14 protein-coding genes and 1 riboswitch are annotated in these 15435 nt (G+C 72.3%); of the genes, 5 read left to right on the top strand and 9 right to left on the bottom strand.

The window, feature by feature from the left end:
- Positions 1-49: 49 nt before the first annotated feature.
- Positions 50-1705: a DNA repair helicase XPB gene (locus tag A3Q40_RS13580; protein WP_068102916.1), complete on the bottom strand. Its 1656-nt coding sequence runs from the start codon at positions 1703-1705 to the stop codon at positions 50-52.
- 93 nt (positions 1706-1798) lie between these two features.
- Entirely contained in the window at positions 1799-4084 is a 2286-nt protein-coding gene (locus A3Q40_RS13575) for a helicase-associated domain-containing protein (protein WP_068102914.1), read from the bottom strand.
- Positions 4085-4197: 113 nt separating this feature from the next.
- Between A3Q40_RS13575 and A3Q40_RS13570 the strand changes: the two genes are divergently transcribed.
- A complete protein-coding gene (locus A3Q40_RS13570; protein WP_068102913.1) occupies positions 4198-4389 on the top strand; it encodes a hypothetical protein in 192 nt (63 codons plus the stop codon).
- A gap of 109 nt (positions 4390-4498) precedes the next feature.
- Here A3Q40_RS13570 and A3Q40_RS13565 read toward each other — a convergent pair whose 3' ends face one another.
- From A3Q40_RS13565 to A3Q40_RS13550, 4 genes are all read right to left on the bottom strand, one after another.
- Complete coding sequence (locus A3Q40_RS13565; RefSeq protein WP_068102912.1) at positions 4499-5092, bottom strand: transglycosylase family protein; 594 nt, start codon at positions 5090-5092, stop codon at positions 4499-4501.
- A 7-nt stretch (positions 5093-5099) separates the two neighbouring features.
- Positions 5100-5250: riboswitch (cyclic di-AMP (ydaO/yuaA leader) on the bottom strand.
- A 147-nt stretch (positions 5251-5397) separates the two neighbouring features.
- Complete coding sequence (locus tag A3Q40_RS13560) at positions 5398-6756, bottom strand: glycosyltransferase 87 family protein (RefSeq protein WP_157889589.1); 1359 nt, start codon at positions 6754-6756, stop codon at positions 5398-5400.
- A gap of 67 nt (positions 6757-6823) precedes the next feature.
- Positions 6824-7255: a YccF domain-containing protein gene (locus A3Q40_RS13555; RefSeq protein WP_068102909.1), complete on the bottom strand. Its 432-nt coding sequence runs from the start codon at positions 7253-7255 to the stop codon at positions 6824-6826.
- 76 nt (positions 7256-7331) lie between these two features.
- The gene (locus A3Q40_RS13550) at positions 7332-7541 is read right to left on the bottom strand and encodes a hypothetical protein (RefSeq protein WP_068102908.1); all 210 of its coding nucleotides are present in this window, start codon (positions 7539-7541) and stop codon (positions 7332-7334) included.
- Between the two features lie 196 nt (positions 7542-7737).
- On the opposite strand from A3Q40_RS13550, the gene A3Q40_RS13545 reads away from it, so the two are divergent.
- Positions 7738-8157 (top strand): cold-shock protein, encoded by a 420-nt coding sequence (locus A3Q40_RS13545; RefSeq protein WP_068102906.1) that lies wholly within the window; start codon positions 7738-7740, stop codon positions 8155-8157.
- Position 8158: 1 nt separating this feature from the next.
- On the opposite strand, the gene A3Q40_RS13540 is transcribed toward A3Q40_RS13545, so the two are convergent.
- From A3Q40_RS13540 to A3Q40_RS13530, 3 genes are read right to left on the bottom strand one after another with little or no spacing between them, the layout of a single operon-like run.
- A complete protein-coding gene (locus A3Q40_RS13540; protein WP_069972957.1) occupies positions 8159-8713 on the bottom strand; it encodes a DUF2771 family protein in 555 nt (184 codons plus the stop codon).
- Complete coding sequence (locus A3Q40_RS13535) at positions 8710-10347, bottom strand: MFS transporter (protein WP_082833921.1); 1638 nt, start codon at positions 10345-10347, stop codon at positions 8710-8712. Before A3Q40_RS13535 ends, A3Q40_RS13540 begins: the two co-directional genes overlap by 4 nt.
- A 46-nt stretch (positions 10348-10393) precedes the next feature.
- On the bottom strand, positions 10394-11239 hold the full coding sequence (locus A3Q40_RS13530; RefSeq protein ID WP_068102904.1) for a glutaminyl-peptide cyclotransferase: 846 nt from the start codon (positions 11237-11239) through the stop codon (positions 10394-10396).
- Between the two features lie 28 nt (positions 11240-11267).
- Here A3Q40_RS13530 and A3Q40_RS13525 point away from each other — a divergent pair, with 28 nt between their 5' ends.
- The 3 genes from A3Q40_RS13525 to A3Q40_RS13515 are packed head-to-tail and all read left to right on the top strand — an operon-like array spanning position 11268 to position 15420.
- Complete coding sequence (locus tag A3Q40_RS13525) at positions 11268-12122, top strand: DUF3027 domain-containing protein (RefSeq protein WP_068102902.1); 855 nt, start codon at positions 11268-11270, stop codon at positions 12120-12122.
- On the top strand, positions 12119-14824 hold the full coding sequence (locus tag A3Q40_RS13520) for a sacsin N-terminal ATP-binding-like domain-containing protein (protein WP_068102901.1): 2706 nt from the start codon (positions 12119-12121) through the stop codon (positions 14822-14824). Before A3Q40_RS13525 ends, A3Q40_RS13520 begins: the two co-directional genes overlap by 4 nt.
- A complete protein-coding gene (locus A3Q40_RS13515) occupies positions 14821-15420 on the top strand; it encodes a phosphatase PAP2 family protein (RefSeq protein ID WP_235606303.1) in 600 nt (199 codons plus the stop codon). Before A3Q40_RS13520 ends, A3Q40_RS13515 begins: the two co-directional genes overlap by 4 nt.
- The last annotated feature ends 15 nt before the right edge of the window (positions 15421-15435 follow it).

Raw genomic sequence — 15435 nt, 5'->3', positions numbered from 1 at the left:
CTCGCCGTTCCTCGCGCTGTTGGGTCGACAGACGATCCTGCCAGAACGGTCAGATCGCCGGTCCCAGCAAGTCGTCCGCATCGGTGATCCGGTAGGCGTACCCCTGTTCGGCGAGGAATCGCTGCCGGTGGGCGGCGTACTCGGCATCGAGCGTGTCGCGGGAGACCACCGAATAGAAGTGTGCCTGGCCGCCGTCGTGCTTGGGACGCAGCAGTCGACCGAGCCGCTGGGCCTCCTCCTGGCGGGATCCGAACGTCCCCGACACCTGCACGGCCACCGAGGCCTCGGGCAGGTCGATGGAGAAGTTGGCCACCTTGCTCACCACGAGTCGACTGATCTCTCCGCGTCGGAACGCGTCGAACAGCACCTCGCGCTCCTTGTTCTTGGTCGATCCCTGGATGACGGGGGCGTCGAGGGCCGCGCCGAGCTCGTCGAGCTGGTCGAGGTACGCGCCGATCACCAGCGTCGGCGAGTCCTGGTGCCTGTCCAGGATGGACTTCACCACGGCGATCTTGGTGTGCGCGGTGGAGCAGAGCTTGTACCGCTCCTCCGGTTCCGCCACGGCGTACGCCATCCGCTCGGCGTCGGTGAGCGTCACCCGCACCTCGATGCAGTCCGCGGGCGCGATCCAGCCCTGCGCCTCGATGTCCTTCCACGGTGCGTCGTACCGCTTCGGCCCGATCAGCGAGAACACGTCGCCCTCGCGGCCGTCCTCGCGGACCAGCGTGGCGGTGAGACCGAGCCGACGGCGGGACTGCAGGTCGGCCGTCATCCGGAAGACGGGCGCGGGGAGCAGGTGCACCTCGTCGTAGATCACCAGGCCCCAGTCGCGCGAATCGAACAGCTCGAGGTGCTTGTACTCACCCTTGGTGCGGCGCGTGATCACCTGGTAGGTCGCGATGGTGACCGGGCGAATCTCCTTGCGCTCGCCCGAGTACTCGCCGATCTCGTCCTCGGTGAGCGAGGTTCGCGCGATCAGTTCGCGCTTCCACTGCCGGCCCGCCACCGTGTTGGTGACGAGGATGAGCGTCGTGGCCTGTGCCTTCGCCATCGCGGCCGCACCGACCATGGTCTTGCCGGCGCCGCAGGGCAGGACCACCACGCCGGATCCGCCGGCCCAGAAGGAGTCCGTGGCCATCTGCTGGTAGTCGCGCAGTTCCCAGTGACCGCCGGTGAAGTCGAGGTCGATCGGGTGGGCCTCGCCGTCGACGTACCCCGCGAGGTCCTCGGCGGGCCAGCCCACCTTGAGCAGCATCTGCTTGAGGCGGCCCCGCTCGCTCGGATGCACCAGCACGGTGTCCTCGTCGACGCGTCCGCCGAGCATCGGGGCGATCTTCTTGTGGCGCAGGATCTCCTCGAGCACGGCGCGGTCGAGGCTCACCAGGCAGAGGCCGTGGACGGGCGACTTCACGAGCTGCAGGCGGCCGTAGCGCGCCATGGTGTCGACGACGTCGACCAGCAGCGGCTGCGGCACGGCGTACCGCGAGTACGTGACCAGGGCGTCGACCACCTGCTCGGCGTCGTGCCCGGCGGCGCGCGCGTTCCACAGCGCGAGCGGGGTGACGCGGTAGGTGTGGACGTGCTCGGGCGCACGCTCGAGTTCGGCGAACGGGGCGATGGCGGCGCGGGCCTGCGGGGCGAGCTCGTGATCCACCTCGAGCAGGAGCGTCTTGTCGGACTGGACGATGAGTGGTCCGTCGGTCACTGATTCACTCTCCTCACACGCGCGACCGGGTCCGGTCGCAGCGCAACCACTCCATTGTGCCCGTTCACGGACGGACGACGACCGTGTGACCGATCACCGATCGACGAGATCGACCGAGGTGATGCGGTGCAGGGTGAACTGCCGCATGGTCCCAGCGTCCTCGTCCCAGGCGTCGAGCCGACCCCCGCCGACGCTGACCGGGGCCACGACGCGTTGGCTCGACACCCCGGCGGCGTCGACGTACCCGATGGTCACCGCGGCCCGCGCGATCGCGGCGCGCTGGAGCAGGGAGATGGTGGCCGCGCCGCTCGCCCGCGTGCCGTCGGCTCGGACGCCCTCGGTGCGCCGGGCGGTGGCGGCCTTGGTGCCGGCCCGCATCTCGGCGACCAACCGTCCCCGTTGGTCCGCGGTGGGCACCACCGGAGTGCGATACGCGGACCGGTTCCGGCGCACGGGGACCCGGGCGCCGCGGGGACGCAGATCGACGATGGTGCCCGACGAATCCTCGCCCGCGGGCGCGAAACCCCCGCTGCGCAGGGCCTCGAGCACGTCGCCGAGCGGGGCCTGCGACACCGCCACGGTGGGAGCGAGCGCGCGCAGCGCGAGCGCCTCGGCGGCCGGCGAGGCGAGGACCTCGGCGAGCAGCGCCGGATCCTCGCACCGGACGAACGACGACGCGATGCCGACGCGCAGGCGGCCGTGCCGGCGGGCGACGTCGTCGATCAGGTAGGTCAGAGCCTGCGGGACGGGCGTCCGGGACCGTGCGCCGAAGAACCCGTGCAGCTGGGCGGCGGACATGCCGGCGTCCAGCGCCCGGCGCAACGTGTTCTCGTCGACCCGGTACATCGTGGCGGCGCCGGCCGATTCGATGTCCGCCACGGTGGCCATGGTGTGGGCCAACTCGGGCGTCAACGGGCCGGGCGCGACGACCGTGAGGTCGGCCTGGACCAGGACGTGGTCGATGGGATCGGGGAGGGCGTCCGCCATCGCGGCCGCGGCCGCGTCGCGGTCGGTGTCGGCGAGCAGAGCGCGTCCGGGCGTCGACACCGCTCCGCGGCCGAGGATGCCCAGACCCCCGGCCTCGTCGAGGTAGCGGGAGACCGCGTGCCGGGTGAGCCGGCCGGCCAGACGCGGCCGTCGCCACGTGGCGATGCGGACCACGTCGTCCCGGCCGACGGTGACGCCGGCGTCGAGGTCGGCGAGGACGCCGAGGACGACGCGGCGGTCACGGGGCGCGGCGACGGACCGGGCCTCGTCGGACAGCGCGGCGATCGGCTTGTCGTTGGCGTCGCGCATGCCGACCGACCACGGGAGCCGCGGCAGGTCGAGCCAGGCACCGGCCAGCGCCGCCCACCGCACCGCGGGCGGGGAGGCGAGCCAGGCGTCGGCGGCGGACGTGGGCGCCCAGTGATCGTCGGTGTCGGACGGCGGCGACGGGTCCGGGGCGCCGGAGGCGAGCAGGCCCGCCGCGGCGAGGAGCTCGACGAGGAACGCGGCCTGCGTCTCGTCGAGGTCGCAGGTCTTGGCGATCCGGCGGAGCTCGCGCACTCCGAGCCCGCCCGCCTTCAGTGCGGGAGCGGGCGTGCTGCCGAGCGCCGCCAGCACGTTCTCGCACAGCCGCAGCAACTCCAGCGCCTCGCCCGCGGCAGCCGCGTCGACGTCCCGCGGGTTCTGGATCTCGCGCTCGGCGGGCGGTGGGGTGAGCCTGGTCGGGTCGGAGACCGGCTCGCCGCGCAGCACCTGGCTCACCTGCTGGGGGAGCTCGACCGTCTCGTGGTCGACGCGACCGAGCAGCCCGGCCGCGAGCAACTGCTGGACGGGACGGTCCGACGGGGTGCCCGGTGCGGCGTCGCGGGTGCGACCGAGGTTGCTCGACCGCGAGAGGGTGGTGAGCAGCTCACGCCGGCGGTCGTCGATCTGCTCGAGCGCCGCGGCGACGGACTCCTCGGTGAGGCCGCGATCGGCGGTCACGAAACGACCGACGCGCCACGGCAGTGCGTCCCGGGCCGCGGACACGGTCCGCAGGTCCGTCGTCCCGCGCACCAACGCGAGCGACCGCAGGGTGGCCAGCGCGGCGTCGACGGCCTTCTTGGTGGCCTGCTTGTTCACGAGCGCGTCGAGGCGCTTCCGCGGGACGGCGGCGGTGTCGCCCTGCTCGAAGAGCAGCAGTTCGAGCACCGTCAGGGTGGGGGTGTCGAGGTCCTCGACCGCGCGCAGCACCGACGCGCGCTGTTCCGCGCGCACGGCGAGGATGTCGAACGTCGCCGGGGGCGGAACGCTGAGGTCGGGACGCAGGCGCAGCAGCTCGCCCAGCTCCTCGTCGCTGCGCGCGGCCAGCCAGTCCGCGAGCGGGGGCGTCTCGCCCGGATCGGTGCTCATCGTGATCGAGCGTAGAACGTGGGTGCGACATGCCCGGCCGGGGCCGGGACTCCCCGGTCCGGGAGTGACCGGGTCGTTACCCACGCCGGGACCGGTCGATGCCAGAATGAGGTATGGCGAAGAACGAGAAGAAGCGCTACGTCGATCCGGGCTGGCCGCAGGGCAACGGCGACGACGACCACGCGGTGACGGAACTGACCTCGGCCCGGGCGGGCAATCTCTCTCCCTACGGCGAGGAGATCGAGTTCCCGCTGCCGCCCGAGTCCCTGCCCTACGCGCACCCGCACACCGTCATCAACCGCTGATCCGCAGCCCGACGAGCAGTCGGCACGAACGCGCAGCCCGCCGAGCAGTCGGCACGACGAAGGCCCCGCACCGATCGGTGCGGGGCCTTCGTCGTCGTGTCGCGGGAGATCAGCGCGGCAGCAGGTTCTGGTTCGCCTCGATGAACGCCGACACCTGGGGGTCGGCGACGGCGGAGCGCACGAACTCGACGACGGCGGGATCGTCGGTGACGGTCCGGACGAGGTCGGTCAGTCCCTGCAGCGCCTGCTCGGTGGAGGGGACGCTGGTCAGGTCCGGGAGGGCGGGAGCCGGCGCGGGCACGGGCGCCGTCTGGGCCGGTGCGTCACGCTGGGTGGGGGCGCTCGACAGGCCGAGCTTGGCGGAGCAGGAGGGCCAGGCGCCCCAGCCCTGCGACTCGAGCACGCGCTCGGCCACCACGATCTGCTCTTCGCGCGAGGCCTGGTTGGCGGTGGCAGCGAATTCGCCGCCGCCGTGTCCGGTCCAGGTGCTGGGCGAGAACTGCAGTCCGCCCTGAAAACCGTTGCCGGTATTGATGCCCCAGTTGCCGCCCGCCTCGCACTGTGCGAGCCGGTCCCAGTCGGAGTCGGGTGCCGCGGTGGCGGTGCCGCTGAAGGCAACGCCGGCGGTGCCGACCAGGGCGCCGGTGACGGCGACCTTGGCGACGGTCTTGCCTGCGGTACTCGGCTTGCGGTGACGTCCCATGTTCGTTGTTTCCTCTCCACACGCGCCTGCGAGGTCAGCTGTCGGATTCGGGCTGAGAGGTAGCCCGGCCCCGCGTCGTTCCCGGCTTGGAACGGGCGAGGCTTCACCCCGAGGCCGCGCCGCTCCCGGTGGGGTGCGACGGTCGGCCGGTCATCTAAGAAGGACGTGGTGGGTCCCCCGCCCTCGCCCCTGACTTCGGTCCGTGATGTCCGTTCGATTCCCGCGGGACGAGGTTGAGCGCGGCGGGTCGAACGTGGCCGTGTGTTCCGGCCGAAGGGGACACTATTACGAAACGGGCAGTGATGTCACCGTTCCATAACGTCCGCTGGTCGGCGCGTCGCGCGGGCGTTGTGAGGAGTGGGTACGGGTTCGTGCAGATGAGAGCCCGTGAGGGCGTCGACACCCGTCTCGTCATCGCTCCGTGACCGACTCGTGATGTGAGGGAAGTCACAGAAGCGAAGGACGAGAGCGACCACCATGATCACCAGGACCCCGGTGGTGGGGTAGACCGTCTGGAAGGCGACGCCCTCCAGACGTGACGACGGCGGCAGCATGAACGTCCCGATGGCGTAGACGTCACCGGGGGCTACCCAGAACCACGCGATCTGTGGCAGGGCGGCGACCGCCGGAAGCAACCACGCGAGCGGCGACGAGGAGCGCAGGGCCACGTCCACGCAGACGAGGAACAGCGGGAGCAGCCACACCCAGTGGTGGCCCCAGGAGAACGGGGAGATCAGCGGCGCCGTCAGGCCGCAGACGATCAGGCCGAGCAGTGGCAGGCCCCGGCGGTGGGCGGCGGCCGCGACCAGCAGTCCGGCGATCGCGACGACGGCCGCCACGAGGATCCACGCCACCGTGTTCGAGTCGGCCACGCCGAACCATCGCGGCACCGACGCCCGCAGCGACTGATTGGCTCCCGAGGTGATGTCTCCGATCCGGGAGGAATCCGAGATCGCGCCGAACCAGTACGTCGCGGCGTCGGAGAACAGGACGACGAAGCCGACGACGACGGTGGCGGCCGCGGTGACCACCGCGGTGACGAGCGCGCCCCATTGCCGGGTCAGACCCAGGTGGATCAGGAACAACCCCGGCGTCATCTTGATCCCGGTGGCGATGCCGACGCCGATGCCGCGGAGCCGGCTGCGCTCGCCCCGGCCGAGGTCGAAGAGGACGAGGGCGAGCAGAGCCAGATTGATCTGTCCCAGCCAGATCGTCATGCGCACCGGCTCGAGCCAGGTGACGATCACCGTCAGCGCCGCGGAGACCACGTGCAGGCTGCGGTCGTCGCGGAACCCCAGGTGCAGCCAGCAGAACCGCACGATCAGGTAGATCAGCACGAGGTTGCCGAGCCAGAAGATCAGGTGTGTGGTGGCCTCGGACACCAGGCCCAGCGGGGCGAAGACGACGGCCGCGAACGGGGGATAGGTGAACGGCAGTTCGCCGACCAGGTCGTGCGCGTAGAGCGGCGCCGACGTCCACACGGTCGCGCCGCCGGCGCGGTAGACCAGGGCGTCGATACCGAAGCGGAAGAGCCCGAACTTGGGGACGTCGAACGGGATCAGTCGATCGTGCGCGATCACCGCCACGACCGCGCCGACGATCGTCGCGGCGACGAAGACTCGATGTGATTCGAAGGTACGGATCGGCGAGGACTTCGGTATCACGCACAGCACTCTAGACCGTACGTGCGGGTTTTTCGCGCAGCGCGACGGGCGCGGGAGACCGGCTCTTCTACCCGACGCGACCCTTCGCGTAGGACGGTCCGGGCCGCACCGCGCCGGGCCCGTACGCGTCGGTGTTCACGATGTCCTTGCCCAGCGGCATGAGCGACACCGGGATCATCTTGAGGTTCGCCAGCGCCAGCGGGATCCCGATGATGGTGATCGCCATCGCGACGGCCGTGATCACGTGCCCGATCGCGAGCCAAATCCCGGCGACGACGATCCAGACGACGTTGCCGATCAGCGACGCGACCCCGGCGGTGGGGCGGTCGACCACCGTGCGGCCGAACGGCCAGAGGGCGTACGCGCCGATGCGGAACGCCGCCAGTCCGAAGGGGATGGTGACGATCAGGATGCAGCAGACGATGCCGGCCAGGAAGTAGCCGAGGGCCAACCACAGCCCACCGAAGATCAGCCAGACGATGTTGAGCAGCAGCCGCATCGGTCCAGTATGCCGCGCGGCGGGCGGGTCGGCGGGCCGGTCGGCGGGCGGGTCGGCGGGCGGGTCGGCGGGCGGGTTACCGAGCGCGACGACCGGAACGCAGCGCGTGCACCAGTCCGAGCAGCAGCCCCAGGGGGCACAGCATCGCGGCGAGGTAGAGCCAGATGCCGGGCGAGAGGTCGGACACCAGCATGATCACGAACATCGACACGATCGCGAGGACACCCAGGCCGAAGCTGATCAGCGCGGCGAGGAGCAACGGGGGAGTGCGGGTCGAGGCGGTCACGCGGCAGAGCCTAGTCGGGGCCGGAGTACCATGATCACAGTCGCGTCTTCCCGCCGACCCCGGTCGGCGCGTGAGGCGCGCTTTGTCGTTGCGCCGCAGTCGTACTGCGGTCGGCGAGCAGTGCGGAACACGACAGGACGATCACGACCGGACGAGCACAACCGGTCGAACACGACGAGACGAACGGGTGAGAGCGGTGCCGACCGGCAAGGTGAAGTGGTACGACGTCGACAAGGGCTTCGGCTTCCTCGCGCAGGACGAGGGCGAGGACGTCTACGTCCGCGCGTCCGCGCTGCCGGCGGGTGTGGACTCGCTCAAGGCCGGCCAGCGCGTGGAGTTCGGGATGGCCGCGGGCCGTCGCGGGCCGCAGGCGCTGTCGCTGAAGGTGCTCGATCCCACTCCGTCGCTCCGCCAGAACGCGGCGGCCGCGGCGCGCAAGGACGCAGCGGCCAAGCGGCACTCGCCGGACGAGCTGCACGGCATGGTCGAGGACATGATCACGCTGCTCGAGGCGACGGTGCAGCCGGAGTTGCGCAAGGGGCGCTACCCCGACCGCAAGACCGCCCAGAAGATCTCCGAGGTGGTCCGGGCGGTCGCGCGCGAGCTCGACAGCTGACCTAGCCGTCCTCGGCGGTTCCGGTCCCGCCGTCCCCGCTGTCGCCGCCCTGGCCCTCGCGGGTCGTGGCGATGGACCAGATCGCGTGGCTGACGATCTCCTCCTGATTGGTGTCCACGTCGATCACGCCGGACGGCAGACGCACCTCGACGCCGACCAGGTCGAGGCCGTCCCGCGTGGGCTCGACCGTGAGGGTGTTCCGTGTTCCGGGGGCGAAGTAGTCGTCCGCCTCGAGGGCCTCGCCGGTCTCGGGGTCCTGGTAGACGGCCGCGAAACCCCAGGGGCTGTCGGAGATCTCGCCGGGCAGGGACAGCTGCAGCGGGTGACCGGGGCGCACCGGCAGGACCGCGGTGCTGCCTTCGTACTCGCACAGCGGTTCCTGCACCGGGCAGTACCGGAACGGCTCGACTTCGGCGAAGCGGCCGTCGGCGAACGCCGAAATCCGCGGCGTCCGTTCCGGCGCGTCGACGATCGCGCGGCCGACCACCCAGACGAACGCGACGCCGACCACGGCCACGAGGGCGCCGACGGCCAGCAGGACGCGCCGGGTGGTCATCGAACGCCGCCGCGGTCGGTCGTCGGGTGCGTGACGTGGTCGGGCCGCGCCACCTCCTGATGCGCGCGAACGGGTCGGTTGCCGCCGAATCCGGGGAGCATCGTCGTTCCCCGGTGGGTCAGGAGTGTCTGCACGAGCCCGATGGTAAGGACCACGGAGACCACCGTGAAGCCGATCCAGTACTCGGTGGGCAACAGCACACCGAGGGTGCCGCCGAGGACCCAGCTGAGCTGGAGCACCGTCTCGCTGCGTCCGAAGCCCGACGCGATCGACTCGGGCGGCAGGTCGTTCTGCAGCGACGCGTCCAGCGAGACCTTCGCCAGCGCGCTCGCGGCGGCCGCGACGAGGGCCGCGACGGCGGCGGTGGCGAGGCCGTCGAGAACGGCGGCGAGGACGGCGACGACGGTGACCGCGACGGTGCACCGCACCACCAGAACCGACGGTCGACCCAGCCTGACCCGCGCGCCGGCGGCGTTGCCGGCGAAGTTCCCCAGGCCCGCCGCCGCGCCGACGAGGGCGAGCATGAGGGCCTGCTGCAGTGGTTCGTGCTCGGTCTTCGACTTGGCTACGAACGCGATGTAGAGGGTGAGGAAGCCCGTGAGCACGCGGATGGTGCCGTTGCCCCACAGGCCCGTGAGGACCTCGCGGCCCAGGGGTTGGCGTCGCTTCGACGGCGCGGGGACCACACCGAGGGACTCGGTGTCGGCGTCGGCGTGATAGCCGAGGGTGGCGGGCACCTCGCCCTCGGTGACCTCGACCCACGACGGGATGCGCATCGCGAGCCACGCGCCGAAGAGCGCGAGCGCGAACGTGAACCACAGCGCCCCGGCGGAGCCCAGCGCGAACGCGATGGCGGCGGCGACGGCCCCGGCGGTGATGGTGCCGCCGACCAGGCCGAAGACGGTGAGGCGGGAATTGACCCGCACCAGGTCGATGTCCGGCGGCAGCACACGGGGGGTCACCGCCGACTTGAGCACCGAGAAGGACTTGCTCAGCACCATCATGCCGAGGGCTGCCGGATAGAGCAGCCAGGAGTCGAACTCGAAGACCAGCACCACCGCAAGGACCGCGCGCAGGGCGAACGACGTGCTCAGCGCGATCCGACGGCCCCGTTGCAGCCGGTCGAGCATCGGTCCGATCAGCGGCGCGATCACCGCGAACGGCGCGATGGTGATGAGGAGATAGAGCGCGACCTTGGTCTTGTCCTCGCCCGTGGCGGCGGAGAAGAACAGGGTGTTCGCGAGCGCGACCGCCATGGCGGCGTCGCACGCGAAGTTGGCCATGGTGGCGTACGTCAGGGCGGTCAGGCCCGACTTGTCGGCGCCGTCGGCGGTGGCCGCCCGGCGGAAGGTGGCGATGCCCTTGCCGGTGATCTCGCGGCTGCGGAGGGCGGCGACGCGGGTGACGGTCAACTTGCGCGGCATAGCGGGCCGTCGCGGACCGGCTGCTCCCTCGTCGCGGTGCGTCCCCGACTCGGGAGGGGTGGGGGTCTCGCCGACGGGATGCAGGGGCGGCAACGGGGTGCGCCGCGCGCCGCGAGTCGGTCGCGGCTCGGCGGGCGAGTAGTTGTCCCATCCCGGATGGCGCTCCGGGTTCTGCGGGTGGTCACCTCCCTGGCCTGTCACGGGTTCCATTGTTCCCCATGCGAGCCCGGTGTCACCGATGCCCCGGCGGAGTCCGTCACGCGTCGGCGGGAACGAACTGCACCTCGAACATGGTCGGCCAGAGTTTGCCGGTGACGAGGAAGCGGTCGGTGCCGTCCACGGCGGCGATCCCGTTGAGCACGTCGACGTCGGCGTCCGGATCGAGCGACGCGCGCAGCGGTGCGGCGTCGACGACGGCGGTCACCTCGCCCGAGTCGGGGTCGATGCGGACGATCTCGTCGGTCTTCCAGCGGTTGGCCCACACGCCGTCCGGCGTGCACTCGAGTTCGTTGAGTGCGGTGACCGGCTGCCCGGCGGAGGTGACCGATTGGGTGGAGCGGACGGCGAACGACACCGGGTCGCGCACGGTGAGAGTGTCCGACCCGTCGCTGGTGATCAATGCGTCGTCGGTGGCGCAGATGCCCCAGCCCTCGCCGTCGTAGGTCACCCGCCGCAGCTCCGTCAGCGTGTCCGGATCGCGCACCACGGCGATCCCGTCGCGCCAGGTGAGTTGCCAGACGACGTCGCCGGCGCGGGTGATGCCCTCGCCGAACAGGGGTGCGGGGAGGTCGTCGCGGGCGAGCACCTCGCCGGTCGCGCGGTCGGTCGCCGTGATGCGCGACTGCCCCGAGCGGCCCGTGCCCTCGAGCAGTCGGTCGCCGTCGAGTTCGAGGCCCTGGGTGAACGCGGTCGGATCGTGTGGCTCGGTGGCGAGAATGCGGACCTCGAGGCGCTCGGCCTGCCCGACGGGCGTGGCGGGCGTGCTCGCCGGCGAACATCCGGCGACGAGAACGGGACCCGCGACGAGGGTCGTGACGACGCGGGCGAGGGCACGGACGAGGGCACGGGCCCGCGTCGGGGGAGCATGGTTGCCGGACCGCATCGGTCCATCCAAGCAGCGATGCTGCAAAATGGTCGACGTGACTGCTCCGTCCGTGACCGAGATCCGCCCGCTGCTCGCCGACGCGGTCGACGTGGCGCGCGCCGCCGCGGTCGATGCCGGCGAGGGCCCCGTGGGAGCGCACCTCGGCGTGGAGGCCGTCGACGACGCCGCCGCCATCCACCGCTTCGCCGCCGACCTGCCCGGGTACGGCGGGTGGCAGTGGGCCGTCGTCGTCGCCGCCCCCGCGGACGCCGAGGCGGTCACGGTCAGCGAACTCGCGTTGCTGCCCGGTCCCGACGCCCTGGTGGCCCCGGGATGGGTGCCGTGGGACGAGCGCATTCGCCCGGGTGACCTGTCCCCGGGTGATCTGCTGCCGCCGCGGCACGACGACGTCCGGTTGGTGCCGGGCTATCGCGCGACGGGTGATCCGGCGGTCGACGACGTCGCCCTCGAGCTGGGGTTGGGCCGGCCGCAGGTGATGAGCCGCGAGGGTCGGTTGGAGACCGCAGAGCGGTGGGCCGAGAGCGAGTTCGGCCCCGAGGCGGCGATGGCTCGATCGGCCCCCGCCCACTGCGGGACGTGCGGGTTCTTCCTGCTGCTGCAGGGTTCGCTGAGCGCGGCGTTCGGGGTATGCGGCAACGAGCTCGCCGCCGACGGTCGGGTGGTGCATGCCGAGTACGGCTGCGGCGCGCACTCGGACACCGAGATGCCCACGGGCGCAGGCTCTCCCGCGTTCGACGCGTACGACGACGGGGCGCTCGAGGTGGTGTCCCTGCCGCGGACCGCAGCCGCCGACAGCGCACCCGCCGAGGCCGCGCCTGCCGCTGCCGAGTCCGCCGCTGCCGAGTCCACCCCGTCCGACGCCGGTACTTCCGCGGAGTGACCGACCCGTTCGGTACGGCCGCGCTGCGTCGCGCCGTGCTGGACGCCTGGGCGTCGTCGCCGACCCGGCTGATCGAGGACGCGGCGGCCGAGCACGATCTGGTGGTCGGCGGCTATCGCGACCGCGCCGTCACCGAGCTCGTCCAGAACGCGGCCGACGCCGCCGGTCGCGCTGCCGTCCCCGGCCGGGTGGCGCTGCGACTCGTGGGCTCGACCCTGCACTGCGCGAACGTCGGTGCGCCGCTGACCGTCTCGGGAGTGCGGGCACTGTCGGCGCTGCGCGCGTCCGACAAGGGCGGTGGCGACGTCGGGCGGTACGGCGTCGGATTCACCGCCGTGCGCGCCCTGACCGCTCGGGTGGAGGTGCGCTCGCGCGCCGGGTCCGTCGTCTTCGATGCCGATGCCACGCGAGACACGCTGCAGGAGAACGGGATCGACCAGTCCGTCCTCGCTGCACGCGGTCTCGACGTGCCGATGTTCCGCCTGCCCTGGCCGAGCGACGCGGCACCGGACTCGGGGTGGGACACCGAGATCGTCCTTCATGACGTCGCCGACGCCGAGGCGGTCCTGGACGCCGCGTCCGCGGAGGCGCCCGACCTGCTTCTCGAACTGCCGGCCATCGGCCGAATCACCGTCGGGGAGCGCGAGAGTCGCCGCGTCGAGACCGACGGACCGGGTGCCTGGACCACGGTCACGGTCGGGGAGCGGTCCTACCTTCGCGGCGCCGCCCCGCACGCCACCTGGTACCTGCCCGTGAGCGCGAACGGCGACGTCCGTCCGGTCGAGACCGACGTGCTGCGCGCACCGACCCGCTCCGACGAGACGACGACATTGCCCGCCGTCGTCGTCGCGGACGTGGCGATGCAGCCCGATCGTCGCCGGATCCTCCCCGGCGTCGATCCGAGACCGCTCGCGGACGGGTACGGCGCGTTGGTGGCGGACCTGCCGCCGGCGGAGCGTCCCCTCGCCGTCCCCCGACCGGGGGTGCCCGCGTCGGTCGTCGACGGGGCCCTTCGCGAGGCCCTCGCGGCCGAGCTCGCGGAGACCGCCTGGGTCCCGGGTGTCGACGGTCGGGCGTATCGGCCCGGCGCGGCCACCGTCGTCGACCGCCTGACCGACGAGCTCGCCGCGCTGCTCGCCGACGTGATTCCCGGCCTCGTCGACCCCGCCGTGTCGGACGGCGATGCCGCGCGCACGCTCGCGCGTGTCGGGGTCCGCGTCCTGCGCCCCGCGGAGGTGGTCGACGCGCTGTCCGGTCTGGATCGCGCGCCCGCGTGGTGGCGCTCGGTGTACGCGGCAGTCGACGTGCTGCTGCCCGGCAGCGAGGTGGCCGAGTGCGCGGCGATGCCGGTGCCGCTCACCGACGGTCGGACGGTCACCGGGCCCCGCACCGTCGTCGTCGCCGAGGAACGGGTGGGGGCGGTGAGCTGGGCGCGGGTGGCCCACCCCGACGCGGTGAATCCCCTGCTGCGACGCCTGGGCGCGACCCCCGCGCGGGCGGTGGATCTGCTCGCGGACCCCGTTCTCGCCGAGCGGCTCGTCGACCCGGACGGGGTTCCCGACGCCCTGGTGGACGAGGTGCTCGCCGTCGCGAGTCTGGTGCCCGAGCACACCGTCGTCGCCGGGCTCGGGGAACTCCCGCTGCGCGACGCGGCGGGCGCGGACCGCGCGGCGGACGAACTGCTGCTGCCCGACGCGCCCGTCCTGGCGGTGCTGAGCGACGACCATCCGTTCGGCGTGGTCGAGCCGAGCCTGGTGGAGCGATACGGCGCGCACGCCCTCCGGGTGGTGGGCGTCGGGACCACCTTCGGCACCGTCGTCGACGACACGCCGCTGGGCCCCGACCACGACCTCGACGACGAGGACGCCTGGTGGGACTCCGTCGACGGCGAGCCCGCGGACGTGCGGGCCGTCCGCGACCTCGAGTGGGTCGATCCCGACCGGTGGGGTGCCGCGCTCGACCTCCTGGTGGGCGACTCGACCCTCGCGCCGCTGCTGACGGACCGGAACGGGTACACCGCGTGGTGGCTCCGGCGCCACGCCGAGATCGACGGCACACCACTCGGGTTGCTGCGCCGACCGGGCGACGACGTCTTCGCGGGTGTCCTCGACGTCGCTCCCGCGGTGCGCGCCACCGCCGTCCCCGCGCTGTGGGCCCACGACCGCGTCGACGACGCCGCCACCGCGCGCGCCCTGCTCGCACGACTCGCCGACCCTGATCGTGCGGTGCGTCCCGGCGTCGTCCTCGCGGCCTATGCCGCGCTGGGCGAAGCCGTCGCGGCCGGCCGCGTCGACGTGCGTGACGTCGACCCTCCGGCCGAGGTCCGCACCCTCGCCGGCCTGGTGGTGTCCGCCGACGACGTGACGGTGCTCGGCGGACCGGCTTGGATCGCGGTGATTCCGCCCGACCGCGCCGTTCCCGGTGGCGCGCATCCGGACGCGGTGGCGGACCTGCTCGACCTCGACACCACCGACGCCGTGGCGGTGACGGTTCGAGATGCCGGTGACGTCGTCGCCGTGGCCGACGATCCGATGTTGGCGGCGTACGCTGCCGCCGCGACCCGGGCGCTGCCGTCCCTCACTCTGCCGTCCGACGTCGTCGTCCACGACGAACTGCTGGTCACCGCGGCGGGCATCGGGGAGCGGCGGGTGCCGTACTGGGTCGACCCCGACGGCACGATGCACCTGGAGAGAATGCGATGACCGACGGCATGAACGGGCTCGACACTGCCGTCCTGACGTGGATGGTCGACCACCGCACGCCGTGGGTGACCGACGTGATGACCGTCGTCACCACGGTCGGCAACACCGTGGGCGTCGCCGTCCTCACCGTGATCCTCGCGGCGATCGTGTGGCGGCGGGGGAGCCGCCGGGCGGCTCTGGCCACCCTGGCGGTGATGCTGCTCGGCTGGGGACTGATGAACGGGATCAAGTACGCGGTGCGCCGGACTCGGCCTCCGACTCCGGAACGTCTCGTGGACCTGTCGACCTGGTCGTTCCCGTCCGGACACGCCATGATGTCGGCGATGGTGGCCGCGGTCGCGATCGTGCTGATCGGTCGCGGTCTGCTCGCTCGCCGGTCGGTCGGGTCACCCGGTGACCGGGCCCGGAAACGAGGAAGAGCAGCGGCCGCCGTTCTCACGGCGGCAACGCTGCTCATCGGATTCTCGCGCCTCTACCTGGGCGCCCACTGGTGCACGGACGTGCTGGCCGGGTGGGCGCTCGGGGCGCTGTGGGGGACTCTCGCCCTCCGTGCGTCGCTCAGCGGCGCTGCGACATCGAGCGACACTGTGACATAGAGCGTCAGCGACGCT

Source organism: Rhodococcus sp. PBTS 1 (genome assembly GCF_001620025.1).
GTDB lineage: Bacteria > Actinomycetota > Actinomycetes > Mycobacteriales > Mycobacteriaceae > Rhodococcoides > Rhodococcoides kroppenstedtii.
The sequence above is the reverse complement of the archived record's forward strand: the minus strand, read 5'-3'. Positions and strand labels throughout refer to the sequence as shown.